General features: G+C 61.9%; 22 protein-coding genes and 6 pseudogenes. 8 read left to right on the top strand and 20 right to left on the bottom strand.

Features of this window, described 5'->3' with window-relative positions:
* The 11 genes and pseudogenes from QMX83_RS06230 to QMX83_RS06185 all read right to left on the bottom strand — a co-directional run.
* Window positions 1-1,095: pseudogene (locus tag QMX83_RS06230) on the bottom strand (excinuclease ABC subunit A); the annotation flags it as partial.
* Window positions 1,096-1,120: 25 nt separating this feature from the next.
* On the bottom strand, window positions 1,121-2,110 hold the full coding sequence (locus tag QMX83_RS06225) for a Na+/H+ antiporter NhaA (protein WP_282295762.1): 990 nt from the start codon (window positions 2,108-2,110) through the stop codon (window positions 1,121-1,123).
* Window positions 2,107-2,868 (bottom strand): annotated as a pseudogene (locus tag QMX83_RS21680) (Na+/H+ antiporter NhaA); the annotation flags it as partial. The pseudogene QMX83_RS21680 and the gene QMX83_RS06225, both read right to left, overlap by 4 nt.
* A gap of 172 nt (window positions 2,869-3,040) precedes the next feature.
* Window positions 3,041-4,353 (bottom strand): annotated as a pseudogene (locus QMX83_RS21675) (replication-associated recombination protein A).
* 161 nt (window positions 4,354-4,514) lie between these two features.
* Window positions 4,515-5,039, bottom strand: a pseudogene (locus QMX83_RS06215) (DUF3422 family protein); the annotation flags it as partial.
* Between the two features lie 181 nt (window positions 5,040-5,220).
* Window positions 5,221-5,619 carry a VOC family protein gene (locus QMX83_RS06210; protein WP_024957960.1) on the bottom strand — a complete coding sequence of 133 codons (399 nt, stop codon included), beginning with the start codon at window positions 5,617-5,619 and terminating at the stop codon, window positions 5,221-5,223.
* 43 nt (window positions 5,620-5,662) lie between these two features.
* Complete coding sequence (locus QMX83_RS06205; protein WP_282295760.1) at window positions 5,663-6,772, bottom strand: S-(hydroxymethyl)glutathione dehydrogenase/class III alcohol dehydrogenase; 1,110 nt, start codon at window positions 6,770-6,772, stop codon at window positions 5,663-5,665.
* Between the two features lie 59 nt (window positions 6,773-6,831).
* Window positions 6,832-7,104, bottom strand: coding sequence for a metal-sensing transcriptional repressor (locus tag QMX83_RS06200; protein ID WP_282295763.1), 273 nt, complete (start codon window positions 7,102-7,104; stop codon window positions 6,832-6,834).
* Window positions 7,041-7,931: a carbon-nitrogen hydrolase family protein gene (locus tag QMX83_RS06195; protein ID WP_282295759.1), complete on the bottom strand. Its 891-nt coding sequence runs from the start codon at window positions 7,929-7,931 to the stop codon at window positions 7,041-7,043. Before QMX83_RS06195 ends, QMX83_RS06200 begins: the two co-directional genes overlap by 64 nt.
* On the bottom strand, window positions 7,928-8,536 hold the full coding sequence (locus tag QMX83_RS06190; RefSeq protein WP_024957957.1) for a GNAT family N-acetyltransferase: 609 nt from the start codon (window positions 8,534-8,536) through the stop codon (window positions 7,928-7,930). The genes QMX83_RS06195 and QMX83_RS06190 overlap by 4 nt, the downstream gene beginning before the upstream one ends.
* Window position 8,537: 1 nt before the next feature.
* A complete protein-coding gene (locus QMX83_RS06185) occupies window positions 8,538-8,945 on the bottom strand; it encodes a ketosteroid isomerase-related protein (protein ID WP_024957956.1) in 408 nt (135 codons plus the stop codon).
* Window positions 8,946-9,099: 154 nt separating this feature from the next.
* On the opposite strand from QMX83_RS06185, the gene QMX83_RS06180 reads away from it, so the two are divergent.
* Entirely contained in the window at window positions 9,100-10,005 is a 906-nt protein-coding gene (locus QMX83_RS06180; protein WP_024957955.1) for a LysR family transcriptional regulator, read from the top strand.
* A gap of 96 nt (window positions 10,006-10,101) precedes the next feature.
* On the opposite strand, the gene QMX83_RS06175 is transcribed toward QMX83_RS06180, so the two are convergent.
* Window positions 10,102-10,731 carry an IS30 family transposase gene (locus QMX83_RS06175; protein WP_282295758.1) on the bottom strand — a complete coding sequence of 210 codons (630 nt, stop codon included), beginning with the start codon at window positions 10,729-10,731 and terminating at the stop codon, window positions 10,102-10,104.
* Between the two features lie 169 nt (window positions 10,732-10,900).
* On the opposite strand from QMX83_RS06175, the gene QMX83_RS06170 reads away from it, so the two are divergent.
* A complete protein-coding gene (locus QMX83_RS06170; RefSeq protein ID WP_033835953.1) occupies window positions 10,901-11,644 on the top strand; it encodes an SDR family oxidoreductase in 744 nt (247 codons plus the stop codon).
* Window positions 11,645-11,804: 160 nt separating this feature from the next.
* On the opposite strand, the pseudogene QMX83_RS06165 reads toward QMX83_RS06170, so the two are convergent.
* A pseudogene (locus QMX83_RS06165) lies at window positions 11,805-11,969 on the bottom strand (LysR family transcriptional regulator); the annotation flags it as partial.
* A 144-nt stretch (window positions 11,970-12,113) separates the two neighbouring features.
* On the opposite strand from QMX83_RS06165, the gene QMX83_RS06160 reads away from it, so the two are divergent.
* The 3 genes from QMX83_RS06160 (at window position 12,114) to QMX83_RS06150 (ending at window position 15,644) form a co-directional block, all read left to right on the top strand.
* A complete protein-coding gene (locus QMX83_RS06160) occupies window positions 12,114-13,103 on the top strand; it encodes a zinc-dependent alcohol dehydrogenase family protein (RefSeq protein ID WP_024957952.1) in 990 nt (329 codons plus the stop codon).
* Between the two features lie 417 nt (window positions 13,104-13,520).
* The gene (locus tag QMX83_RS06155) at window positions 13,521-14,999 is read left to right on the top strand and encodes a SulP family inorganic anion transporter (RefSeq protein ID WP_032964208.1); all 1,479 of its coding nucleotides are present in this window, start codon (window positions 13,521-13,523) and stop codon (window positions 14,997-14,999) included.
* Window positions 15,000-15,110: 111 nt separating this feature from the next.
* The gene (locus QMX83_RS06150) at window positions 15,111-15,644 is read left to right on the top strand and encodes an arsenate reductase ArsC (protein WP_072167338.1); all 534 of its coding nucleotides are present in this window, start codon (window positions 15,111-15,113) and stop codon (window positions 15,642-15,644) included.
* On the opposite strand, the gene QMX83_RS06145 is transcribed toward QMX83_RS06150, so the two are convergent.
* Genes QMX83_RS06145 through QMX83_RS06130 form a run of 4 tightly spaced genes read right to left on the bottom strand, consistent with a single transcriptional unit; the run spans window position 15,605 to window position 18,634 of the window.
* On the bottom strand, window positions 15,605-16,690 hold the full coding sequence (locus tag QMX83_RS06145; protein ID WP_033834879.1) for an ArsO family NAD(P)H-dependent flavin-containing monooxygenase: 1,086 nt from the start codon (window positions 16,688-16,690) through the stop codon (window positions 15,605-15,607). The genes QMX83_RS06150 and QMX83_RS06145 overlap by 40 nt on opposite strands.
* Before the next feature lie 33 nt (window positions 16,691-16,723).
* Window positions 16,724-17,782, bottom strand: coding sequence for an ACR3 family arsenite efflux transporter (gene arsB / locus QMX83_RS06140; protein WP_033834878.1), 1,059 nt, complete (start codon window positions 17,780-17,782; stop codon window positions 16,724-16,726).
* Window positions 17,783-17,802: 20 nt separating this feature from the next.
* Window positions 17,803-18,294, bottom strand: coding sequence for an arsenate reductase ArsC (locus QMX83_RS06135; RefSeq protein ID WP_024957947.1), 492 nt, complete (start codon window positions 18,292-18,294; stop codon window positions 17,803-17,805).
* 25 nt (window positions 18,295-18,319) lie between these two features.
* Window positions 18,320-18,634 carry a metalloregulator ArsR/SmtB family transcription factor gene (locus QMX83_RS06130; protein ID WP_024957946.1) on the bottom strand — a complete coding sequence of 105 codons (315 nt, stop codon included), beginning with the start codon at window positions 18,632-18,634 and terminating at the stop codon, window positions 18,320-18,322.
* Window positions 18,635-18,673: 39 nt separating this feature from the next.
* Between QMX83_RS06130 and arsH the strand changes: the two genes are divergently transcribed.
* The 3 genes and pseudogenes from arsH to chrA all read left to right on the top strand — a co-directional run bounded on the left by arsH (window position 18,674) and on the right by chrA (window position 21,085).
* Window positions 18,674-19,414: an arsenical resistance protein ArsH gene (arsH, locus tag QMX83_RS06125; RefSeq protein WP_024957945.1), complete on the top strand. Its 741-nt coding sequence runs from the start codon at window positions 18,674-18,676 to the stop codon at window positions 19,412-19,414.
* Window positions 19,411-19,828 (top strand): annotated as a pseudogene (gene arsC / locus QMX83_RS06120) (arsenate reductase (glutaredoxin)). Before arsH ends, arsC begins: the two are co-directional and overlap by 4 nt.
* Before the next feature lie 54 nt (window positions 19,829-19,882).
* A complete protein-coding gene (gene chrA, locus QMX83_RS06115; RefSeq protein ID WP_024957944.1) occupies window positions 19,883-21,085 on the top strand; it encodes a chromate efflux transporter in 1,203 nt (400 codons plus the stop codon).
* Between the two features lie 118 nt (window positions 21,086-21,203).
* Here chrA and QMX83_RS06110 read toward each other — a convergent pair whose 3' ends face one another.
* From QMX83_RS06110 to QMX83_RS06100, 3 genes are all read right to left on the bottom strand, one after another.
* The gene (locus QMX83_RS06110) at window positions 21,204-22,376 is read right to left on the bottom strand and encodes a serine hydrolase domain-containing protein (protein WP_024957943.1); all 1,173 of its coding nucleotides are present in this window, start codon (window positions 22,374-22,376) and stop codon (window positions 21,204-21,206) included.
* Between the two features lie 169 nt (window positions 22,377-22,545).
* Window positions 22,546-23,661 (bottom strand): serine hydrolase domain-containing protein, encoded by a 1,116-nt coding sequence (locus QMX83_RS06105; protein WP_050426964.1) that lies wholly within the window; start codon window positions 23,659-23,661, stop codon window positions 22,546-22,548.
* A gap of 513 nt (window positions 23,662-24,174) precedes the next feature.
* Window positions 24,175-24,543, bottom strand: coding sequence for an H-NS histone family protein (locus tag QMX83_RS06100; RefSeq protein WP_049461414.1), 369 nt, complete (start codon window positions 24,541-24,543; stop codon window positions 24,175-24,177).
* Window positions 24,544-24,731: the final 188 nt, after the last annotated feature.

Here is a 24,731-nt window from a genome sequence, read left to right as displayed (position 1 = left end):
CCCTGGGCGGGGGGGGCGGGGGGCCGCGCGTTCGGCACGGTCGCGTCGGGTCGCTTCCTTGTCCGTAGCCGCCCCCGCTGCATGGGCGCGGAAATCGCCCTGGGCGATGGGTTCGAGCAAGGCCGCCAACTGGTCCAGCGGCACCTGCATGAACTCGCCGATGTCCACGCCGGCGAACGTGACCGACAGCGCCTCGGGCTTGAGCCGCTTGCCGTGGCAGGTGGGGCACGGTTTGCCCTCCATGAACCGGGACACGCGCTTTCTCATCAGCGCGCTCTGGGTGTTGGCAAAGGTCTGCAGCACATACCGTCGGGCGCCGGTGAAGGTGCCCATGTAGCTCGGCTCCATCTTGCGCTTGAGCGCGGCGCGGGTCTCGGCCGGCGTGAGGCCGGCGTACACCGGCACCGTCGGTGTTTCCTCGGTGAACAGAATCCAGTCGCGATCCTTCTTCGGCAGGTCCTTCCACGGTCGGTCAACGTCGTAGCCCATGCTGACCAGGATGTCGCGCAGGTTCTGGCCTTGCCAGGCGGGGGGCCAGGAGGCGATCGCCCGCTCGCGGATGCTCAGGGAGGGGTCGGGCACCATGTTCGCCTCGGTCACCTCGTACACATGGCCCAGGCCGTGGCAGGTCGGGCACGCTCCCTGCGGCGTGTTGGGCGAAAAATCCTCGGCGTACAGCATCGGCTGGTTGGCCGGATAGGCGCCGGCACGCGAATACATCATCCGCACCAGGCTGGACAGGGTGGTGACACTGCCCACGGAGGAACGCGCGTTGCTGGAGCCTCGCTGCTGCTGCAGCGCCACCGCCGGCGGCAGGCCGTCGATCGCATCGACGTCCGGCACGCCGGCCTGGTCGATCAGTCGCCGCGCATAGGGAGCCACCGACTCGAAGTAGCGCCGCTGGGCCTCGGCATAGATGGTGCCAAAGGCCAGCGAGGACTTGCCGGAGCCGGAGACACCCGAGAACACCACCAGCGCGTTACGCGGGATGGAGACGTCCACCTCCTTGAGGTTGTTCTCGCGCGCGCCACGCACCTGCACGAGGCCGCTGGCCGCAGCGGCACAAGAGGATTCACCGAAAGAATTGTTTGGCATGTTCTTGACTTGTAGTTCGTCCCGCTCAGGACGGGACTTCCTGAGTTCGGGTGCCGCGGCGGCTGGCTTCCAGTGCTGCGGTGACAGAGCGGGCGTCGTAGCTGCCGCGCAGGCGGCGACCCTCGACGAAGAACGTCGGCGTGGCGTGCGCACCGCTGGCGACCGCACTGGCGAGGTCGCGCTCGACACGCTCGATCACCGCAGGGCTGTCGAGATCGGCGATGAACCGATCGACGTCGAGCCCAAGCTCTGCGGCGTAGCCGATCAGATCCTCGCGCTCCAGCGCGTGCTGACGGGTGAACACGAAGTCCAGCCACGGCCAGAACATCCCCTGGTTCGCCGCTGCCTCGGACGCACGCGCGGCAATCGGCCCGTGCGGGTGGTGCGGAAGATGGCGCACCACATACCGCAGGTCGTCACCGAAGTGGGCGCGAAGATCGTCCCACGAACCGGTGGCGTGCGCACAGTACTCGCACTCGAAGTCCACGTACTCGACGAGTGTGAGCTGCGCGTCCTCCGGCCCGCGGATGTGATCGATCTCCGGATCGACCGGCGGCTCAAGCACCATCGGCAGGTCCGCGGTCTTCTCACCCCACCGCTGGGCGGCGACCTTGAAGATGAGCCACCCGAGCAACGTGGCGAACACCATCGACACGAGCACGCCGACCGTCGCCTGGCGGCCCAGGTCCGAGGTCGTGCCGAACGCGAGCCCGATGATCAGCAGCGACACGGTAAAGCCGATCCCGGACAGCGCCGCCCCACCGAACACGCTCCCCACCCCGACGCCCTCGGGCAGCCGGCCCAGGCCGAGACGGATGGCGACGAGCGTGGTGAGCCCGATGCCCAGGAGCTTGCCGAGCACGAGCCCTGCGATGATGCCCCACGTGACTGGCGAGCCAAAGGCCTCGGCGAGCAGCCCGCCACGCAGGTCCACCCCGGCGTTCGCCAAGGCGAACACCGGCACGATCAGCAGCGCCGTCGGCAGCCGCAGGAACTCGTGCAGCCGCTCGTTCACCGAGATACCCCGGGACAGCCCGTATCCACCGCGCGGGCCGATGCGGCACTCGGAGACTGCCAGAAGTCACGGAACAACTGTCTTGCCGCAACGACCCCGTGACGTTGCGTCGCATAGGCGGGGATCAGCAGCCCCGCGGCCATCCCGGCGAGGGAGGCATGGATGCCGGAATACACGGTTGCGAGCCACAGCACGATCACGATCAGCACATACGGCATTGCCCGCCACTGGCGGGTGCGCCCCAGCAACCACAACCCGACGAGACTGGCAAGGGCGATCAACAACGGGACGACGCGGATCTCCTCGCTATAGACGATGCCGATGATGGACACGGCGAGGAAGTCATCGACCACGGTCAGGGTGAGCAGGAACACACGCAATTGACCAGACAGCCGCGGACCGACGATCGCCAGGGTGCCCAGCATGAACGCCGTATCGGTGCCGACCACCGCCCCCCACCCGTGCAGGCCCTGACCTCCGGCCAGCCCCACGAGCAGGACGTACACCAGCGCGGGAAGCACAACACCCGCGACCCCCGCGATCAGGGCGAGACGGGCACGGCTGGGGTCCCTGAGCGACCCGTGGGCGAATTCCTGACGCACCTCCAGGCCGATCAGGAAGAAGAAGATGACCATCAGGCCATCGTTGACCCAGTGATGCAGGTCCATGTGCAGGCCCAGCGGCCCAAAGTTGAACCCGACGTCCAGGTGCCACAACCCGAAATAGGCATCGGATAGCGGCGAGTTCGCCCACGCCAGCGCCACAACCGTGACGATCACCAGCAGCACCGCCGCCCCAGACTCCGTGCGTAGATAGCGGGCAACTCGACTCCGTCTGATATTCGCAGAGGATTCACCGAGAGAAGCGTCTGGCATATTCTTATCCTGTAGTTCGTGAGGTAGCAATGGGCCGATTTCGGGGGGATGTCGGTCAAGCGTCCGGGCTTGGCGGCGTCGCGTCATCGAGCGAGCGCAGCCAAGCAAGCCTTTCTCCCAGCCTTCGCTCGACGCCCTGTCCGTTGGCTGGTACCAGCCCGGCCGCGCCACGCCCTCGGGAAAATAGGTTTGCCCAGCGGCATAGCCGTTGGGCTCATCATGCGCGTAGCGGTAGCCTTCGCGATAGCCCATCTGCTTCATCAGCTTCGTCGGCGCATTGCGAAGATGGAGTGGCACTGGCTGGGAACCGCTGCGCTTGACGAATGCCTTGGCCTGATCCCAGGCCGCATAGGCGGCATTCGACTTGGGGGTCAGTGCGAGGTAAGTCACCGCCTGGGCCAGCGGTATCTCACCTTCGGGTGAGCCCAGCCTGTCGTAGGCCAGCGCGGCATTGAGTGCCAGTTGCAGCGCCTGCGGGTCGGCATTGCCGATGTCTTCGCTGGCCATCACCACCATGCGGCGGGTCACCTGGCTTACGTCGCCGCTGCCGTCGAGGATGCGGGCCAGCCAATACAGGGCCGCATCGGGGTCGGAGCCCCGTAGCGACTTGTGGAAGGCTGAGAGCTGCCAGTAGAACTCGTCACCGCCCTTGTCGAACCTGCGCAGCGATGGACTGGTGGACAGCCTGGCAAACTCGCCATCGACCACGGTCTTGCCAGCGCCCGACGCCGCATTCGTCACCTGCTCAAGCAGATTGAGGAAGCGCCTGCCATCGCCATCGGCAAAGCCCTTGAGCAGGTCAAGCGCGTCCGCGTCCAGCGTGACGCCCTGGAGATGCGGCAGTGCGCGTTCGTAGAGCTGGTTCAGTTCGTCGCTGGACAGCGGTTCGAGGGTATAGACCTGTGCGCGCGAGAGCAGTGCGGAATTGACCGCCAACCCCGGATGCTCGGTCGTCCCCCCCACCAGGGTCAGGAGACCGGACTCGACATGGGGCAGCAGGGCATCCTGCTGCGCCTTGTTGAAGCGATGGATCTCATCGACGAAAAGCACCGTCGATCGACCATGGTTGTCCAGTTCAGCCTGGGCCTCGTCGATGGCTTGCCGGATGTCCTTCACCCCGGCCAGCACGGCCGAGATGGCGATGAATCGGCTGTTGGTCGCACTGGCGGCCAGGCGCCCCAGGGTGGTCTTGCCCACGCCTGGCGGCCCCCAGAGGATGAACGAGTGCAACTTGCCCGCCTCGAACGCGAGACGCAGCGGCTTGCCGGGGCCGAGCAAGTGCCGTTGCCCAACGAATTCATCCAGCGCCTTGGGCCGCAGGAGTTCGGCCAAGGGAGGCTTGGGCTTTGTCGTGAATAGATCGGCCAAGTTCCTCACCCTGGCATTTGTGATAGTTGACGTTCCGATAACGTTGGCACCTCAATCCAGGGAGCCGGATTTGTCCAACGCCGTGGGCTCTTTGTCGGCAATCGCATGCATGATGATGCGAGAGCCGCGGTAGCCGATGCTGTGGTTCCATACCCAGCTCAAAGCGACGCTGAGCCGTTCTCCACCAGCGAGTAGCACAGGCTGGCAGGATCGAAGCGATCGACCTCCTTCTCCGTTTCCTGCGTCCACGGAAGAAGTCTCAAACGGATGCCGGATACGACCGGGCCGGGAGGAACAAATCCATGCTTGAACGGATTTTCGCCGCACGGCTCTCCCGTCTCGGAATCCAGCGAAGCGCACCAGAGATACGTCGAGAACTCGGTGTGCTTTTCGCAGTGCAGGTCTCCTTCATCCCATGTCACGCCGTGAAGCGGCGTAGCATGGTCGGGTTCGGCAACGCCGAAGCGATGGGACAACTCGCTCATCGCCATCTGATCCCTGGCCTGGTCGCCTTCGGTCATGAAAGCGAGCTGCAATATGCCGCGGGGGGCCTGAATCAACAGATGCGGGCGCGCGTGCACTTCACCCGCGGCGGCAGCACGATCGGTATAGGCCGGCATACCGTACACGGTGGCGGTCGCAGTGGGGTGTACGGTCGTCGTATTGATGTTGGCCGGCTCTTTCACAACGACCTCATTTCTTCTTGGTGAAAAAACACGCTTCAAAGCAAATGCCCGCAGCCATGCGTTTGGCACATGGCTGCGGGCCATCTTCATGAGCGGGCACCGCTCTACACGGTCCGTCCAATAGGCTGGCCGTCTAGAGGCTTGTGCTGGCCTTTTCAGAACGCCCTCAGCTTCCGGGCTTTCAGACGAAGGTGTACGCGCAGACCTTGTTGCCCGCCGGATCACGCAGGTAGGCCGCATAGGCACCCGGCAGGTGGCCACGCGGGCCGGGCTGGCCCTCGTCGGTACCGCCTGCGGCAAGGCCGGCGGCGTGGAAGGCGTCCACTTCGGCGGGAGTGGCGGCCGCAAAGCCGACCGTCACGCCGTTGCTGGAAGACGCTTCACCATTGCCCGGACGGGCGATGATGAAAGCCGGCTTTTCGCGACCGAAAAGCACCCATCCGTTGCCGAAAGGACCGAGGTTCTTGATGCCGAGAGCACCCAGAGCGGCGTCATAGAACGCGGTCGACTCCTGGAGGTCGGCGGCGCCGACGAAGACGTGCGAGAAGATGCCGTCGCCGGAAATGACAGGATTGGACATGGTTGATTTCCTTGGTGGCTGATGTTGAATGGATAGTGGGTGATCAGTAGTGGATCACCGTGCGAATCGACTTGCCTTCATGCATCAGGTCGAAGGCCTTGTTGATGTCGTCCAGGCCCATGGTGTGGGTGACGAACGGGGCGAGATCGATCTCGCCTTTCATTGCGTCTTCCACCATGCCGGGAAGCTGAGTGCGGCCCTTGACCCCACCGAACGCCGAACCCTTCCAGGTGCGACCGGTGACCAACTGGAACGGGCGGGTCGAAATTTCCTTGCCAGCACCAGCCACGCCGATGACGATCGACTGGCCCCAGCCGCGGTGGGCAGCTTCCAGAGCCGAACGCATCACGTCGACGTTGCCGATGCACTCGAAGGTGTGATCGACACCCCAGCCGGTCATCTCGATCAGAACCTCGTGAATCGGCTTGTCGAAGTCCTTCGGGTTGAGACATTCGGTCGCGCCGAAGGTACGAGCCAGTTCGAACTTCGCCGGATTGGTATCGATGGCGATGATGCGCCCCGCTTTGGCCTGGCGTGCACCTTGAATCGCAGCCAGACCGATGCCGCCGAGGCCGAAGATGGCCACCGAGTCGCCGGGCTGTACCTTGGCCGTGTTGTGCACGGCACCGATGCCGGTGGTCACGCCGCAGCCCAGCAGGCAGACGTGCTCGTGGTTGGCGTCCGGGTTGATCTTGGCCAGCGAGACTTCGGCGACGACCGTGTATTCGCTGAAGGTCGAGCAGCCCATGTAGTGGTAAACCGGCTGACCGTTGTACGAGAAGCGAGTCGTACCATCGGGCATCAGCCCCTTGCCCTGGGTTGCGCGAACCGCGACACACAGGTTGGTCTTGCCGGACTTGCAGAACAGGCACTCGCCGCATTCGGCGGTGTAGAGCGGAATGACGTGATCGCCAGGCTTCACGCTGGTCACACCTTCACCCACCTCCACGACGATACCCGCACCTTCATGACCCAGCACGACCGGGAAGATACCTTCGGGGTCCTCGCCCGACAGGGTGAAGGCGTCGGTATGGCAAACGCCGGTATTCGTGATCTTGATGAGCACCTCGCCCTTGCGTGGTGGCTCGACGTCGATCTCGACGATTTCCAGCGGCTTTCCTGGCCCGAAGGCTACTGCTGCACGTGATCTCATGATGTCGCTTCCTTTACTGCCTAACTGAATTTGCCCTCATCGAGGGCACCCTGGTGCCTCTATCGCAGAGAGGAGCGGACGATAGAGATGGTCTCGTCAATGGACTTGTTCTGCGAATCGCTCCTGATTTCGCTACTGGGAAATTCTTCCCGCAGATAGCTCTCCAGAACGGTTTCCATCCATCCGTTGACTGCTCCACGAACGGCCGCAAGCTGCTGAGCGGCTGCAGGGCATTGCGCACCTGCATCAAGCGCTTGCTCAAGAGTCGCTAGGCGACCTGATGACCCGAGTGGCGAGCTTTCCGCAGTGCAGGCAACATCTGTCCGTCCCAGTCACGATCGACCGCAACCTGGGCCTGTTCTTGGTTTCGTTCCAGTGCCTCAACGTCAAGATCACTGATCGCCCATGTCTGCGTGCCGCAAGTAGTCGCGAGAATGCCGTCCTCGGGGAATCCACGATCCATGGGTGCATAGATCGTGGCCTCGCCAGTGTTCGTGTCCAGCGCCGGACTCCAGTCAGCGGCTCCCGTCGTCACGGCCTGTGCGACGAACATCCGGTTCTCCAGTGCCCGCGCCATGCAGCCCACACGAACCCGGGTTGCACCTGCCCTCGTGTCCGTACAGCTCGGGACCAACAGCAGGCGTGCACCCGCCTCTCGCTGGGCTCGCACGGGCAATGGAAACTCACTGTCGTAGCAAACAGCGATGCCGGCACGCACGCCATTCAGGTCGAACACCTTGAGTTCGTCGCCCCCCTCGATGACGCCAGTGTCTTTCTCGAACCCCGTCAACTGCAATTTGTCCTGGTAATCACGCGTGCCGTCCGGCGCAAACCACCACGCGCGGTTGCGATAGCGATCCGGTCCAACCCGGGTCAAGAACGTACCAGCCTGAATGGTCATGCGCAGCTCGCGCGCCAGGTCGGTGTACAGGTCCAGCCACGCAGGCTGCAAGGCCTGCAGCGCGGCCAGCGAGGCGTTGAGATCCTGGCGGATGCCAGGCTCGAACATCGCAGCCAGTTCGAGGGACAGATATTCGGGCAACACGGCCAGTTCCGCTCCGGCACGGCTCGCCTCCTCCAGAACCTGCCGCTGCCGCGCTGCGAATGCCTCGAAGTCCGTGGGCTGACCCACGGCGTATTTCGCAACTGCTACTTTCATTTCGCGTTCTCCAGGGGGCGCAGCCACATCGTGAGCGTCTGCTCGGTTTCGCTCGGCTCACCCACCTGTTTCCAGGGCAGCGTAACCTTCATGTCCGACTGCCGCACGTAGCCACGACGGGTCCAGAAGGGATCATTACTGCGGTAGTTGGAAGGACGCCGGGGATCGTCGTCTGCTCGATCCACCGACGCGAACGATGTCCACTGCATGCCCCCCAACGAACGGGCATGCGCTTCGCGTTCGTCAAAGAAGCGATGGCCCAGGCCAAGGCCCCGGAAGGCCGGAAGCAGGACTGATTCGCCGCAGTAAAACACTGTCTCCATCGGGATTCCTCGATCGGCGAACGGCACGTGGAAGGCCGGCTCCGCATCGCCGAGCGGCAATCCCGTGGACGCACCCACGACCACGTCATCAGCGAGCGCGAGTACCAGCAGGCTGTCTGCCGAACGGGCGTACATAGCGAGGTAGTGCTTCTCGTATTCGGTGTCGCCCTCGTACAGGTAAGGAAAGCTGCGGAAGACGCTCGCCCGCAGGCCTGCCACGGCATCGAACCATTCGGCAATGTCCGGACCACGACGAACCAGCACCTGCACGTCGCTGGTCATCTCAGGCGTCCCCTCCAACCTGTGCGATCCAGTCGCCGAGGTTGTAGTAGTTGGTGACACGAGCGATCTTGCCATCGCGGATGTCGAAGAACGCGCCACCCGGCAGCACGTAACGCTGGCCCTTGGCTTCCGGCAGCCCGTCGTCCGTCACTTTGTATTCGCCATGCACCACGTACTCCGCGCCTGCGCGCAGGCCGTCGGCGCTGACCATCACCACGATCCCGCGCAGTTGCTCGCCATAGCAGCGGTCCATGCGCTGCAGGAAGGCGCGGAAGGCTTCGCGACCGACCTCACGAGCGCCCTGGTTCAAGTCGTGCGCGACGTCATCGGTCAACATGGACAGCATGGCCTCGCGGTCGCCGCGGTTGAAGGCGTCGTAGTAGGCAGTGATGAGAGTGGCAGCGTTCATTCGCGTTCCTTATTGGGTTGTTCGGAGCGGAGCATTCCGGGGTGCTGTTAGTCTGGGCAACCGCTCCCCGCTTGTATATGGAATTGTTTCGATTTTATAATTTCACAATCTGGAACAATCAACGAGCAGCAGAACCGGCCATGAGGCGTGCGTCATGAACAAGGAAATGGAACTACTGCGTATCTTTCGGGTCGCGGCCGAAAGCAGCAGTTTTCGCGATGCGGCCGCCCGGCTGGGGACTTCTCCGCAAGGTGTAACCCGTGCCATCCAGCAACTGGAGCAACACTACGGCGAGGTGTTGTTTCATCGAAGCACGCGCCAGGTGCGCATCACCGCCTTCGGCGAAGGGCTGCTAGACCGAGTGCGCCCCGCATTGGAGCAGTTCGAGGATCTGTGGCGAACGCCTGGCTCCGACCAGCAGGCCTCTCTGTCCGGTACGGTTCGCATCACCGCACCGCACAGCCTGGGCACCAGAGCGGTGCTACCGGCACTGGAGCGCGTGGCCGAGCGTCATCCGGGCATCACGCTGGATGTGCGCCTGTCCGATCGCATCAGCAATACGGTTGACGAAGGGATTGACGTCGGGATCAGGGTCGGATTCATGCGCGATAGCCGCTTCGTCGCACGCAAGGCCGCCGACATGCGACTCCCCATCGTTGCCGCTCCGCGCCTGATCAAGAAAGTGGGCGTACCTGCAAAAATCGATGCGCTAAGCAGCCTGCCAGTTACCGTGGCCTTGGATATCAATACCGGCCGTCCCTGGCCTTGGCACTTCAAGGCGGGACGCCAGTGGACACCTACCGCACCCACTCTCGTCGCCGACAATGCCGACATGGAAATGGGAGCGGCGCTGGCCGGGATCGCGTTCGCGCAACTGGCGGACTACATGGCCGCCCCCTACATTGCCAGCGGGAAGCTCGTGCAAGTGCTGGAGAACGAAGAACCTCCGGCATGGGGGTTGTACGTCTATCGGCCTCAGCGTGGCCCAATTCCGGGAAGGGTTCGAGCGGTATTTGATGAAATGCTGGTCGCCGTTGGATCGTTGCCAGCTTTGCCCTGACGCGTCGCAAGACTCTGTAGGGCACACACCTTGAAAAGCGGGGCACTGAGGCTCGGTGGCTCACCCCTCCGGTTGAATGGTAATCCCCCGGCGAATTCAACGTTGAAGTGCAATGTGGTTGGGGTTGAAGAATACCTCGCTTGGGGTTAGGTAGCCGAGCCTCTTTCTGGGCCTGTCGTTGAGACGATCCTCGGCGGCTTGTAGCTCTTCCATGGTGATGGTCGAGAAGTCGCGGCTGCGCGGGAAATACTGTGGCAGCAGGCCGTTGAGGTTCTCGTTGCAGCCGCGTTGCCACGGGCTGTGCGGATCGGCGAAGTAGATCGCAGCCTTGAGTGATCTCTCCAGCCTGCGGTCCTCGGCGAACTCGCCGCCTCGATCGAAGGTGATGGTGTGGATGTAGTCGGCCAGCCGATCCATGCGGCACTCGATGGCTTGCGAGACGGCATCGGCGGTGCCGTCCGGACTCCAGGTCAGGCGCACGAAGCCGCTTCGCCGCTCGACCAATGTGATCACCGCGCCCGTGCCGCGTGCGGGACGCACCGAGTCGCCTTCCCAGTCGCCAATGCGGCTTCGCTCGGCGACTTCAGGCGGTCGAGCCTGAATCGGCTTGCGGTCGGCGAAGCGGCCCGTGCGGCGCTGGCCGTAACCGCGACGCCGCTTCGGTTGCCGCAAGTGCGAGTGCAAGCCGAGCTCGCGTGCATACCGGTAGACCGTCGTGTGGCTCACCTTGCCGGCTTTGAGCGGTTAAGCATGTTGCCCTCCTATTTGTTCCATATTCAGGAATAGCTTAATCCAATAATTTCCATTTATTGAGATCAATCATGGGGCTAAGATTTGTTCACTGCCAGGTTAATCAGCCATGGCGAAATACAAACCCGCCGATGAGGTTCTCAACATGAGCAATAACATTTCTGGAAAAGTTGTCGTTATCACCGGCGCCAGCAGTGGCTTGGGTGAAGCGACTGCACGCCACCTTGCTGCGCTTGGCGCGCGCGTAGTGCTGGCCGCACGCCGCAAAGATAAACTCGACGCATTGGTGACTGAGCTGACCAATGCAGGTGGTCAGGCAATCGCGTATCAGACCGATGTCACCTCTCAGGAAGAAGTCAAAGCGCTCATTCAAGGTACCGTGGACACCTACGGGCGCATTGATGTACTGGTCAACAATGCCGGGCTGATGGCGATTGCACCGCTCAGTGATGCTCGCACTGACGAGTGGGATCGCATGATCGACATCAACATCAAGGGGCTGCTGTACGGAGTCGCGGCTGCATTGCCGGTCTTCCAGAAACAAAACAGTGGCCACTTCATCAACATCGCATCGGTTGCAGGCCTGAAGGTATTCAGCCCTGGCGGCACGGTGTACAGCGGCACCAAGTTTGCTGTACGGGCCATTTCCGAAGGACTGCGTCACGAAGTCGGTGGCAGCATTCGCACCACGACTATCGAACCGGGTGCTGTGGACTCCGAGTTGAAATTCGGCAGCACCCACCAACAGAGCCGCGATTTCGTGGTGGACTTCTACAAGCATGCAATTCCCGCTCAATCCGTCGCTCGGGCTATCGCCTTCGCAATTGAGCAGCCTGCTGAAGTGGATATTAACGAGATCGTTCTGCGCCCAACGGTGCAGGAATTCTAATGAGCTTAGGGCCTGCCGCTTCGGCGTCAGGCCCCGCTTATATCGAGTGAAAAGCTGTGTGAATCGCCCCCTGGTTCTGTAGTTACCAGATAACCGCGTTTGGCCGGTTTGAGTTTGTTGCATCAGATGGGTGTCGGCCAATAGCCGCCATTGTGTTCCCGGTGAGGCTTTGCCTGCGCGTAGTCCGATGCAGCAAGGAAACCCCCAGGTGTTGTTCGAGCATTTTTACCTGCTTTCCCACCAACTGAGGGGATAGGTTGAGGTCATCCGCAGCAGGGCTGAATGATCCCAGCTCTGACGAACGTAGCCATCTGGGTCGGGCGATCCATTAAAAACTCTCTGTTTCAAATATTACGTCATAGTAGGCCTTTATCCGCTACCAACCAATGATTACATTTTATTCACTCTTCGATTAGCCGCAGACCTTTCCTGCGCACTTCGAAGCCCATTCAAAAACGAGGTATCCGCAATGGCACGCATTGTCAGAATCCATGAATACGGTGACGCCAGTGTTCTGAAGCTGGAAAATTTGGACGTATCGGCACCGGCGGCAAACGAGGTGCAGATTGGCGTCAAAGCGATTGGCTTGAACCGAGCCGAGGTGATGTTTCGCAATCACGCATACCTACAGGAAGCCGAGTTCCCTAGCCGCCTGGGCTACGAGGCCGCAGGCATCGTGGTTGCAGTGGGTAGCGCAGTAACCGGGATCAAGGTGGGTGATGCAGTCGCTCTCATCCCGCCTCTGGACATCGCCCGTTGGGGCACCTACGGAGAGCTGGCCAATGTACCTGCTCATCTGGTGGTGAAGAGCCCCGAGAGGTTGTCCTTTGAAGAGGCTGCTGCGTCCTGGATGCAGTACGTCACCGCCTGGGGTGCACTCATCGAGCAGGCCAAACTCGGGCAACACGACTTTGTCCTTGTCACCGCGGCATCAAGCAGTGTCGGTCTGGCTGCCTTCCAGATAGCACGCATGGTCGGCGCCACACCAATTGCAATCACGCGAACCCGTGCGAAGAAACAGGCCCTTCTGGATGCTGGTGCCGCGTATGTGATCGTGAGTGACGAAGAGGATATCGTCGAGCGCGTGATGGAGATAACGGCCGGACAAGGCGCCCGCGTTGTGTTCGACCCGGTTGGCGGGCGGTCCTTCGAGCCCCTCACGCAGAGCATGGCCCGAGGTGGCATTCTGCTGGTATACGGTGCACTCAGCTCGGAACCGACGCCATTCCCGCTGTTTACCGTGCTGGGCAAAAGCCTAACCCTCAAGGGCTATCTCTATGCAGAAATTGTGGCCGACCCAGAAGTCCTTGAACGTGCCAAGGCGTTTATTCTGCAGGGGCTGGAGTCTGGAGCACTGAGCCCGATAATCGCCAAGACCTTCCCTCTGAGTGACATCCAGGAAGCCCATCGTTTCCTTGAGGCCAATCAGCAGATTGGAAAGATCGTGGTGACAGTCTAATCGCCATTTCTGGGGCTGAGAGCAGAATCTTTCGGCCCCAGTTCAACCCGTCCAACTGACCGCTTTTGGCCGATAGCGGACATAGGCCCCGCGGCGAATGTCCACCTCTTCTTTGGCGATTCGGTCAGAGCTCAATTCAATCTGATCAACTGCCTACCAGCTTGTCGACTTCGCCTGCGAAATGATCTTGGGATCTGGGAAGCTACCCTTGAGAATGCACCGACGCGACCGCGATGCCGGCCGGATTTCCCCTCAGGCGCTATGCAAGTCTACAATATACCGTCAAGTACCCAACGGATCGGCTAGCGATGACTCCACCCTGACGCTTGATTGAAGAAGCGACCCAGACACATAGGTCTGGAAGGGTGCCTGTTTCTTTCGTTTGGCGCGCACGGCTGTGCGCGGAGATCATTTTCTATGTCTGCAATTTATCCCCTGCGCCAGCAATGGCTCGGTAACATCCGTGGTGACCTGCTGTCGGGCATTGTCGTTGCGCTAGCCCTGATTCCTGAGGCAATCGCGTTTTCCATCATCGCCGGCGTCGACCCAAGGGTAGGTTTGTATGCCTCGTTCTGCATCGCCGTCATCACCGCCATCGCCGGTGGCCGCCCTGGCATGATCTCGGCTGCGACCGGCGCCATGGCGTTGGTGATGGTCACGCTGGTGCGCGAGCACGGCATTCAGTATCTGTTTGCCGCCACCATCCTGGCCGGCGTCCTGCAGATGCTGGCCGGCGCCCTGCGGTTGGGCTCGCTGATGCGCTTTGTGTCGCGCTCGGTGGTGACCGGATTTGTGAATGCACTGGCGATTCTCATTTTCATGGCGCAGCTTCCCGAGCTCATCGGCATGCCGTGGATGGTGTATGCGATCTGTGCTGTGGGTCTGGCAATTATCTACCTGCTGCCGCTGCTGACCAAAGCCGTTCCTTCGGCATTGGTGGCGATCGTGGTTCTCACGGCCGCTTCCATGTATTTCGGCTTCCAGGTACGCACCGTAGGCGACATGGGGGCGCTGCCTGACAGCCTGCCGTCGTTCCTGATTCCGGATGTGCCATTCACCTGGGAAACACTCCAGATCCTGCTGCCGGTTTCGGCGACTTTGGCGGTCGTTGGCTTGTTGGAATCGCTGATGACCGCGCAGATCGTCGAAGACATGACCGATACCCCGAGCCAGAAGAATCGCGAATGTGCGGGCCAAGGCTTGGCTAACACCGTAACGGGCTTCTTTGGGGGCATGGCAGGCTGTGCAATGATCGGCCAGTCGGTGATCAACATCACTTCCGGTGGCCGGGGCCGTCTCTCGTGCCTTGTGGCCGGCGTGGTTTTGCTCCTTCTGGTTGTTTATGGGTCAAACCTGGTGAGTCAGATTCCAATGGCCGCACTGGTCGCAGTGATGATCATGGTCAGCATCGGCACCTTCAGCTGGCGCTCGCTGCGCGAGCTGGCCATTCATCCCAAGAGCTCTTCGGTCGTGATGATTGGCACGGTCATCGTGACCGTGGCTACCCACGACCTCGCCAAAGGCGTGTTGACAGGCGTGATCCTGTCGGCGGTGTTCTTCACCCGCAAGGTCGGCAAGATGCTGATCATCGACGACACCCAGGTCGAGACCGACTCGCGCGTCTACGTTGTGAAGGGGCAGGTGTTCTTTGCGTCTTCTGGACAGTTCGTGAGTAGCTTCAACTATCTGGATGTCCCCAAGGAGGTCATCATCGATCTGAAGGACGCCCACTTCTGGGACGTGACCGCCGTTGATGCGCTCGACCGGGTAGTGATGAAGCTGCGCGAGCACGGCGCGACCGTTGAGGTGTTCGGTCTCAACGATGCAAGTGAGACCTTGGTAGACCGCTTGGGAAAGCATCGTACGCCAGGCGCCACACGGTCGTCGGGTCATTGAACAGATGAGCGAAGCGGGCACCGAGGGGTGCCCGCTTCCTTTTCGGCAGTCATCGAGTTGACATATGGCAAGGCAATACTTCGATTATTCTAGATAAATGGTTGCGATGACATGCGTCCCCTGAATGTTCTGTTCCTTTGCACAGGCAACTCGGCGCGCAGCATTCTTGCCGAAGCACTGGCCAGCCATTTAGGGCGCGAACGTATCCGCGCTTACAGTGCGGGCAGTCATCCCAAGGGCGTAGTTCATCCGGTGGCCCTGCAGGTGCTCTCGGAGATTGGCTTCGACGTTGCCGGACTGTCGAGCAAGCCGTGGGATGCATTCGCAGGTCCGGAAGCACCGCAGATGGATCTCATCGTAACGGTGTGCGATCGTGCCGCGGGTGAAGCGTGTCCCGTGTGGCCGGGCCACCCGGCTACCGCCCACTGGGGCATCCCCGACCCGGCCGCAGTGCAGGGCAGTGCTGATCAGGTCCATAAGGCGTTCCTGAGCACGCTTCACCAGCTCCAGCACCGTCTCGGATTGCTGTTGGCGCTTAAGCCTGAAGCGCTGGACCGCATGGCCCTGCAATCGCAGGTGCGGGCGCTGGGCAATGGCGCCGAGGCTCACGCGCCAGATAACACCGGAGAAGCCTCCCCGATGTAGTCGCTGATCTGCCTTACTGCCTCGCGCGCGTATCGGGTCACCCCGATCAGCGTGGCCGATGCTGCGCCATTCCAGTCGCCATAGCCGAGCAGCCAAACCGATGGCGCTGCGACCGACCGAACCTGGGTGTCATCCACGTCGATCCGACCACGAGCGTTGACAATGCCCAGTCCTTCCAGGTGCGACAATACCGGCCGGAAGCCGGTGCACCAGATCACCGCGTCGAAGTTGCGTTCGCTGCCATCTGCCCACTGCATGCCGGTGGCGGTGAAACGGACGGGTGGCGGCATGGAGACCAGTACACCGCGGCGCCGTGCGTCCACCACCGGCGGCACCATCACGATGTCGCCAAAACCATCCCGCTGAATATCCGGCTCACGTCCTTCCTGCTGAGCCCTCCACTTCTCGGTTGCGCGTGCGAACAGAACGCGCCCGTCGACATCGTCGGCCAGGAAGGCTGGCGCCCGCTGGGTGATCCACGTGGTCTTGGCCACCTTGGAGACCTCGGCCAGAATCTGTGCGCCTGAGTTGCCGCTGCCGATGATGGCCACGCGCATTCCGGCGAAGGGTTCGGGATGGCTGTAGTGGGCCGAGTGCAGCTGCACGCCGCCGAAAGCGTCCAGACCTTCATATCCGGGCGTGCAGGGATGCCGCCACGTACCCGTGGCGCTGATCACTGCACGTGTCTGCCACTGCCGGCCGTCATCTGCTTCCACCCGCAGCCGGCTCCCCGAGCGGCTGATGCGTTTCACCTGCACGGGACGGATGACGGGCAGCGCATACTTATGCTCGTAGCGCGCGAGGTAGTCGAGCACTTCCGCCTGCGACGGGCACGGTTCCCGGGTAGCAGGCATCGGCCAACCGGGAATCGAGCTCCAGCCCGCCGGCGAGAACAGATGCAGGGATTTCCACGCATGCTGCCACGCCCCGCCAGGTGACGTTTCGGCATCAAGAATCACATAGGACAGCCCGCTGCGACGCAGGAAGTAGCCAGCCGAAAGACCCGCCTGGCCACCTCCGATCACCACGACATCGACGCTGTCCATCGGGACTTCCTCATGCTGCAGCACCTAGGCGATTCAGCGGCTCCGTGCATCGGCAGGAAAGTAGCTTTTGCCCAGGCGCAGGGCGACGTGGACCAGCAGAATCAGCACGGGCACTTCCACCAGCGGGCCGATAACAGCCGCGAAGGCTACCGGGGAAGCCAGCCCGAACGCCGCGATCGCCACGGCGATGGCCAGTTCGAAGTTGTTGCCTGCTGCGGTGAACGCGATCGCGGTGGTGCGGGGGTAGTCTTTGGCGATCAGCTTGCCCATGAAGAAACTGATGACGAACTGGATGATGAAGTACAACGTCAGCGGGATCGCGATGCGTACCGCGTCCATCGGAATCCTCAGCACATCGCCTCCCTTCAGGCTGAACATCGCCACGATGGTAAACAGCAGTGCGGCGAGGGTTACCGGGCTGATGGCGGGCAGGAACGTCTCTTCATACCATTGCACGCCCTTGCGCGCCTTCAACCATCGGCGGGTGAGGAAGCCCGCCAGGAACGGGATACCAAGGTAGATCAGAACAGCCTCGGCGATGGTCCAGAAACTGACATCGATGACGCTGCCCTGCAGACCGAACACCGGCGGCAACCAGGACAGGAAGAACCACGCATAGACGCTGAACAGCGCAATCTGGAAGATCGAGTTGAATGCCACCAGCCCGGCGACGTACTGGCCGTCACCGCGGGCAAGCTGATTCCAGACCAGCACCATGGCGATGCACCGTGCCAGCCCGATCAGGACCAGGCCGGTCATGTACTCGGGATAATCGCGCAGGAACAGCACGGCCAGGCCGAACATCAGGAACGGACCGACGATCCAGTTCTGCAGCAGCGAGAGCATCAGTACCCGTTTGTCGGCGAAGACCCGCGGCAGTTCCTCGTACTTCACCTTGGCCAGCGGCGGATACATCATCAGGATCAGACCAATCGCGATCGGGATGTTGGTCGACCCTATGGAGAGGCTGTTCAACGCGCTGGGTACACCTTCGAACAACGCCCCCATGCCGACGCCGAGCGCCATGGCGGCGAAGATCCAGAGCGTGAGATACCGGTCCAGGAAGGACAGGCGGGAGGTATCAGTGGTCATGGGGATTTCCGGAAAGACGGTCAGTTGATCTGTGCGATCGGGTCGAGCCGGGCCTTGAGGGCCTCGCTGTCATCCCAGACGCTGTCTGAGATCTCCAGAAACGCCTTCAGGCGCGCCTTGATGATCTGGTGCGCGCGATCGAACGCTTCGGCTTTCTGTCCGTCCGAGCCTTCAACGCCGGCCGGATCGAACAGGCCCCAGTGCACCCGTACAAAGTCGCCGAACACTACCGGGCATGCCTCGGCCGCCGCGCTGTCGCAGACGGTGACGATCAGATCCATCGGCGCGGCATCCGCTTCGGCGAACTCGTCCCACGACTTGCTGCGAAGGCCGTCCACCGGGAAACCCTCGCGCTGCAACTGAGCAATGGCAAACGGGTTGACGCGGCCGGCCGGCTGGCTGCCGGCGCTGAAGGACTCGTAGCGGCCTTGGCCCCACTTTTTCAGGGTCGATTCGGCCAACACGCTGCGAGCGGAATTACCGGTACACAAGAACAGGACGCGACGGGTCATCTGAGCGATCTCTAAGGTGGGTTGGTCAGCAGCCAACGGGTCGTTCGCAGGCCTGTTCGTCGGCACAACAGTTCTCCGTGAGATAGGCCACCAATGCGGTCATCGCCTCGAACTCGGCCCGGTAGCAGATCGTCCGACCATGTTGCTCGGCGCTGATCAGGCCCGCAGCCAACAGTTCCTTCAGGTGGAAGGAGAGCGTGGCACCAGGCAAGCAGAGCGTCTGGGCAATGTCACCGGCCAGCTTGCCGCCGCTGCCGGCCTGTACAAGCAGGCGGAAGATCGACAGGCGGGTGGCGTGGCCCAAGGCAGCAAGAGCGTGGGTTGCAGCGTTATGTTCCATGATTCTAGAATAATAGAATCGATTCCGTAGGACAACCCCGTGCAGCAGATCCCCAACTTGGTCCCAGGTGCCTTGGACATCCCGACGGCCACCAAGCTCAACGACCCGGCCGCGCAGCCGCACCGCCCGCGCATCCTGATCCTGTACGGGTCGCTGCGACCTCAGTCGTTCAGTCGCAAGCTGGCGCTGGAGGCGCAGCGGCTGCTGGAACAGCTCGGGGCGGAAACCCGCCTGTTCGATCCACATGAGCTGCCGATGCTTGACTCGGTGCCAGCCACCCACCCAAAGGTGCAGGAGCTGCGCCAGGCCTCGCTGTGGTCGGAGGGACACGTGTGGGTCAGCCCGGAACGCCATGGCACCCTTACCGCGGTATTCAAGAACCAGATCGACTGGCTGCCACTGGAAGAGGGCAGCGTGCGCCCCACCCAAGGCCGCACGCTGGCCGTGATGCAGGTCTGCGGCGGTTCGCAGTCGTTCAACGTCGTCAACGCGCTGCGTGTGCTCGGCCGGTGGATGCGGATGGTGACGATCCCCAACCAGTCCTCGGTCGCCAAGGCCTGGCAGGAGTTCGACGACGAAGGTCGAATGAAACCCTCGGCGTACTACGATCGCGTGGTGGACGTCATGGAGGAACTGGTCAAGTTCACCCTGCTGGTACGTGGGCGCACCGACTACCTGGTGGACCGTTACAGCGAGCGCAAGGGGGCCATCGAGGCGGCGGCGCTCGCGGCCGCTGCAGGGGTGGTGGAAACTGTTCTGAACGAGGAGGAAAGTGCGTGAACGCGGTCATCTACCACAACCCCAAGTGCGGCACCTCGCGCAACACCCTGGCGATGATCCGCTTCGCCGGGATCGAGCCGGAAGTGATCGACTACCTGGCCCACCCGCCCAGCCGCGCGCGCCTGGTCGACCTCATCAGGGCCGCGGGCTTGAGCGTGCGCGACGCCCTCCGGCAGAAGGGCACTCCTTATGACGAGCTGGCACTGGGCGATGCGGCACTGAGCGACGACGCGCTGCTTGATGCCATGCTGGCGCACCCAATACTCATCAATCGTCCTTTCGTGCAAACCGATAATGGCACGCGCCTGTGCCGCCCTTCCGAACTGGTGCTGGATCCTGCCGAAGCTTCCCGGACCATTCCGGAAGGAAGATGGAGAGTTGGTGGCCGAGCACAGGGGAAGCCCGGCGACCTAGTCTGGGTGCTGGGCCGGGCTGGCCGCCTTTGAGAACAACCGGAGATCCTGCCCCATGCCGACGCTCCATCCCGCAAAAAGCGAAAGTGCGTGGCGTGTCTTCCTGGTGTTCCTACGACTGGGACTGACCTCGTTCGGCGGCCCGATCGCCCATCTGAGCTACTTCCGCCTCGAGTTTGTCGAGCGCCGCCGGTGGCTGACGGACCGTAGCTACTCGGATCTGGTGGCCTTGTGCCAGTTACTGCCAGGCCCAGCCAGCAGCCAGGTTGGGATGGCGCTGGGCTTGGCTCGCGCCGGCTGGCTTGGCCTGCTGGCCGCCTGGGCAGGTTTTACCCTGCCATCGGCCGTACTGATGATCCTGTTCGGATTTGGCGTTGCTCGATACCAAGGCATCCTCGAATCCGGTTGGCTGCATGGCCTGAAGATCGTTGCAGTTGCCGTGGTGGCGCAGGCTGTATGGGGAATGGCCCGGACCCTATGCCCGGACCGCCTGCGGGCAGGGATGGCGCTTGTCGCCGCCGTATTGACGCTAGCACTGCCCTCGGTCTTCGGCCAGATGGTGGTGATCATCTGCAGCGGCCTGCTCGGTCGCTGGGCGCTGAAAATCGAGCCTGCCCAGGGCCAGTTCGCTTGCAGCTATCCCGTCTCGCGAAGAACGGGCTCGGTAGCGCTGATGCTGTTGGTGCTGCCGCTTGTTCTGCTGCCTGTGTGGGTGGTGGCTAGTGGCTCCCCGTTGGCTGTGCTGTTGGAGGGGACGTACCGTGCTGGTGCCTTGGTCTTTGGCGGCGGCCATGTCGTACTGCCGTTGCTGCAGACCGCGGTTGTCCAAAGCGGCACGGTGACCACTGCGGATCTGCTCGCTGGGTACGGTGCGGCGCAGGCGGTGCCAGGCCCTCTCTTCACTTTCGCGGCGTACTTGGGAGCCCTGGCCAAGGGGCCGCTGGGTGGCTGGCTTGGAGGCCTTGTGCTGTTGGCAGTCATTTTCCTGCCAGCCTTTCTTGTGCTCGTGGGGGCGCTGCCGTTCTGGGAGGCCCTGCGCCACCGAAAGGCTTTGCAAGCTTCGATTGCTGGCGTCAACACCGGGGTGGTCGGGATTCTGCTGGCTGCGTTGTACAACCCGGTGTGGACGAGTGCGATCCATGACCGATGGGATGCCGCGATGGCGCTGGTTGCGTTCGGGCTACTGGCCCTCGCGCGTACACCGCCGATCTTGGTTGTGTTGCTGGCTGCCATGACGACCTGGGCCCTGCCACGGTAACGCCGCCAGGTCAATCAGGCGCGCCTCTGCAGCACAATATAACGTCTGCTTCTGGCCAGCAGCGGTCATTCACAATCCCTCGGTCAAGTCGAGTCGCAGGACGCGAACGTGACAGGCCCTAGCTAGAGATGTTATCTCGCGCGGCTATTCTCTCGACCAGTGTATTGATCGCCGCCTCCATGGCGTGGGCAGTCTTGTCGCCGCTCTGGTTGGTGATGACGAAAATGCCAAGGTCATACTTCGGCATGATGTAGATATAGCACTGCGAGCGGGGCACACCACCATGATGGGCATAGTAGGTGCCCTTCAAGCGGTCGCCGCCGACGATGTTCCAGAAATAGCCGATGCTGAACTCGGAATCGAATTCGACAAGAGTACGGTGTGATTCCGTCACGACGGGCCCACCGGCCAGCTGGAACTTGAGGAACTTCACCATTTCCGGAACGGTCGCCTTTACGTTCCCCGATGCTCCCCAAGGCAACTCCGGCATGGGCGAGGTCGGTACCGCGTTGTCACTGTGGTAGCCGACCGCAAGCCGGGGCGCCTCAGCATCGCCCAGCCTGATTCTGAGGTCCGCCATTGCCGCGGAATCGCGGAAGAATTCGCGTAACAGCGACTCATAGTCGCTCTTGTAAACCGTCTCCAGAATATGCGCCGCCAGTTGGGTTCCAGCACTGGAGTAGGCGTAATCCTTTCCGGGCACCTGGTGAATCTCGACGGCATGCAGGTCCCTGAAGAAATCCGCCTTGCCATAGCCGGCGTAAATGGCATTGAGTTCACGAGGCGTACGCTGATCGGTGAAGTCCGCGAGCACCGTGTTCGCGCGTTCCGGCAACATGTTCGGAAGACCGCTCGTATGCGACAGCAGGTGACGGATGCGGATGGGGTCGCCCTTGTACTGCAGGTTCGGATAATTGCCGTGCAGATACTTCCGGACATCGTCGTCCAGCCCCAGCCTGCGCTCCAGGACGGCATTGGCCATCAGGGTCCCTGCCATGGTCTTGCTCAACGAACCGATTTCGTAGAGGGTCGCGTCGGTCGGAGGGCTCAGCCTGCCGGCTTCCATGTTGCCGCGATGACGGATGAATTCCTGGCCCCGATATACGACTGCGATCGAGGTTGAGTGGAGCAACGGCTGCTGTATCAGTGTTGCGGCCACCTCATCGAGGTCCGCCCCGAGATCCTTTGCCGGCACATGCTCGCCCTTGCAGCCGGCAGCCAAGAACACGACGGACAATACGAAGTAGTTGAGCCACCGCCCGTTTCGAACAATCCTCGAAATCGCTTGCATGCGTCTGTGCTTGAAGGGTTTTGGCAAGAACTCTCAAGATAGCCGAACACCGAGGGCCGCACACCTGTCCCTGTTCTCGCGGCGGCCGCCCCTGGCGCCAGCCAGAAGGTGTGCGTGTGGACGTCCGCTTCGTGCCGAAAGCACACGTCGTCCCGGAGCTTCGTCGGCATCAATGGGTGGAGTCGTTCGCCCGCGACTGGTAGAACTCGCCGATGCGTCGAACAAACCGCTGCGGGTTCGCACCGGCAAGATTGGTCAGCACGATCACGGCCAAGTCTTCATCCGGGTAGACGACGAATGCCGCGCGGGCACCGCCAATGCCTGCGACCTGGCGCGGGCGATCAGCCTTCAAAACCGGCCAGCCTAAGGCCCAATCGCTTTTCGCCCCGCTGTTCAGTGGCTCTTGCTGCCACATGCGCTGGACATGTGCATCATCAATCAACTGGTCCTGCGACAGCGCAATGATCCAGCGCGACAGCTCTTCGGCCGTCGTCTGGATTCCGCCACCCGCCCACAGGCTGTAGGGCATTTCATAAATCCAATGCGACAGGCGCTCACCATCGTCCGGTGCCAGCGAGCCCCGCGGCGACCAGCTGTAGATCGTGGCGGCTCCGGCAACCAGGTCATAGCTGTCACCGAACGTGGTAGAGGGCATGCCCGCCACATCGAACTGTCGCTGCGTCACGAATCGCTCGTATGGTTGCCCGCTCAACTTGACGATGATCCGCGACAGCAGGCCGTAGTTGGTCTGGTTGTACGAGAACTGTTCGCCTGGCGATACCTCCAGAGGCCGAGCCTCGACCGCGCTCCATGCCTCCGGCTCCGTCGCACCGCCAAAGGCCCCCTGCGAGTCGATGATCTCCGGAAGGCCTGATGTATGCCCCAGCAGCTGCCGGATCCGCACCCCACGCCAGGTCGCGGGCACATCGTCCAAATAGCGTGACAAGGGGGCGTCCAGATCCACCCGTCCGTCCTGGACCAGTTGCATCATGGCTACGCCGGTGAACGACTTGGTGGCCGAGTTGATCGGGAACAGCGTCTTGCCGGTAACAGGCACCCGGTTCTCGACATTGGCGAACCCGTAGTTCTCCAGCAGCACTACTTTCCCGTTTTGCACCACTGCCAGCTGGAGGCCCGGAATCCGCTGCTTCTGCATGGCCTGCTGGATGAAGGCCCTGGCCTTGCTGTTGGCTTCCTTAAGAGAACCGGCCGCAAGCGCCTGGGCTGGAAGCCATGCCGACAGGGCAACGGTCAGCAAGGCGGTGCGCAAGAGTGCAGGCAGCATGGATTTCCCTGGGCCAGGTCGTCTGGAAAATGGATTGGCGAGTGCCGACGGAACCGATGCCGGCCGGCAACCCTAGGCCCAGGCACCCGGGCACGACAGTGCAAAGAGTCATGCTCACAATGGAGTTGGCTGAATGGTCCGGGGGAAGTTAGGTGAGCCCGCGCATCGGCGGCCCGCTCGGCATGGGGCTGATCGGGCTGCCTGACGCCCGGAGCGGTTGCACGCCACACGCATGGCCCGGGCAGCGTCGAATCCCCGCTAGGAATCGGATCCTGCCAGATCGGACGGCAGCTGTCGGCCAGAAGTGGATACTGCAATCATTGCTGTCTGAGCCCACTCTCCAAAGGCAAGGGGAGCGCCTGCTGTTCGCCCGCTGTCACATCAACTGCGACTAGCTGAAATCTTTGATCGCCTACCTGGCAGGGCATTCCGCGCACCAGCATCCTGTTCGATCTGATGACTAATGATTCTCAGGACTTGCTGCGGTACCGGTGTGCGGCTACCTCGCTATCACTACTTGATCAGGAAGTCATTCAGTGATTTTCCGCTTGCTACCAGCTCGGCTATCCATCGCGGTTGCCGCCCTCGACCGGACCACGTCTGGCCGCGCACTGCAGGATTGCGGTACTTGGGAGCGATCTTGGGCACTGTCGATTTGGCAGGCCTCCGATCACCTCGCTTCTTGGCGGTTTCGGAGGGCACGATCACTGAAGCGCCGTAGAGTTCCTCTATCGTGTATCCATGATCCTTGACGTACTTGTTGATCTTGGCGCGCATCGCTGTGGCCTTAGGGCGTGACAGCACTTTGGACTGCTGCTTCTCCGCCTGAGCAATCAGTGAGCGAAGTTCCTTGGCAGAAAGGCCGCTGATATCAATAGTCATGAATTCTTCCCCGATGTCGAGGCCCTAGCCTATTCTCAAATGACATTGCGTGTCACTCCATGTCCACTATGAGTCGCTCAATCTCAGGATCGACTACTAAGAAGTTTATCGTGTTAGCTACTCTCTCACTGCACATGATTTTCACGTGGCATATGGACCTGAGGACTAAAGATGCGCCGTGAGTGATT

It is taken from the genome of Stenotrophomonas sp. PS02289 (assembly GCF_029960115.1).
Classification (GTDB): Bacteria; Pseudomonadota; Gammaproteobacteria; order Xanthomonadales; family Xanthomonadaceae; genus Stenotrophomonas.
Note: the sequence above shows the minus strand (reverse complement) of the source record. Positions and strands in the feature narration are given on the sequence as shown.

Excerpts from the sequence above, each read along its gene's own strand:
- QMX83_RS06195 (WP_282295759.1), bottom strand. The coding sequence starts at position 7,931 with ATGAAAGTAGCAGTTGCGAAATACGCCGTGGGTCAGCCCACGGACTTC.
- QMX83_RS06155 (WP_032964208.1), top strand. The coding sequence starts at position 13,521 with ATGTCTGCAATTTATCCCCTGCGCCAGCAATGGCTCGGTAACATCCGT.
- QMX83_RS06190 (WP_024957957.1), bottom strand. The coding sequence starts at position 8,536 with ATGACCAGCGACGTGCAGGTGCTGGTTCGTCGTGGTCCGGACATTGCC.
- QMX83_RS06210 (WP_024957960.1), bottom strand. The coding sequence starts at position 5,619 with ATGTCCAATCCTGTCATTTCCGGCGACGGCATCTTCTCGCACGTCTTC.
- arsB (WP_033834878.1), bottom strand. The coding sequence starts at position 17,782 with ATGACCACTGATACCTCCCGCCTGTCCTTCCTGGACCGGTATCTCACG.
- QMX83_RS06185 (WP_024957956.1), bottom strand. The coding sequence starts at position 8,945 with ATGAACGCTGCCACTCTCATCACTGCCTACTACGACGCCTTCAACCGC.
- chrA (WP_024957944.1), top strand. The coding sequence starts at position 19,883 with ATGCCGACGCTCCATCCCGCAAAAAGCGAAAGTGCGTGGCGTGTCTTC.
- QMX83_RS06145 (WP_033834879.1), bottom strand. The coding sequence starts at position 16,690 with ATGGACAGCGTCGATGTCGTGGTGATCGGAGGTGGCCAGGCGGGTCTT.
- QMX83_RS06205 (WP_282295760.1), bottom strand. The coding sequence starts at position 6,772 with ATGAGATCACGTGCAGCAGTAGCCTTCGGGCCAGGAAAGCCGCTGGAA.
- QMX83_RS06130 (WP_024957946.1), bottom strand. The coding sequence starts at position 18,634 with ATGGAACATAACGCTGCAACCCACGCTCTTGCTGCCTTGGGCCACGCC.
- QMX83_RS06110 (WP_024957943.1), bottom strand. The coding sequence starts at position 22,376 with ATGCAAGCGATTTCGAGGATTGTTCGAAACGGGCGGTGGCTCAACTAC.
- QMX83_RS06105 (WP_050426964.1), bottom strand. The coding sequence starts at position 23,661 with ATGCTGCCTGCACTCTTGCGCACCGCCTTGCTGACCGTTGCCCTGTCG.
- QMX83_RS06135 (WP_024957947.1), bottom strand. The coding sequence starts at position 18,294 with ATGACCCGTCGCGTCCTGTTCTTGTGTACCGGTAATTCCGCTCGCAGC.
- QMX83_RS06170 (WP_033835953.1), top strand. The coding sequence starts at position 10,901 with ATGAGCAATAACATTTCTGGAAAAGTTGTCGTTATCACCGGCGCCAGC.
- QMX83_RS06150 (WP_072167338.1), top strand. The coding sequence starts at position 15,111 with ATGCGTCCCCTGAATGTTCTGTTCCTTTGCACAGGCAACTCGGCGCGC.
- QMX83_RS06100 (WP_049461414.1), bottom strand. The coding sequence starts at position 24,543 with ATGACTATTGATATCAGCGGCCTTTCTGCCAAGGAACTTCGCTCACTG.
- QMX83_RS06180 (WP_024957955.1), top strand. The coding sequence starts at position 9,100 with ATGAACAAGGAAATGGAACTACTGCGTATCTTTCGGGTCGCGGCCGAA.
- QMX83_RS06160 (WP_024957952.1), top strand. The coding sequence starts at position 12,114 with ATGGCACGCATTGTCAGAATCCATGAATACGGTGACGCCAGTGTTCTG.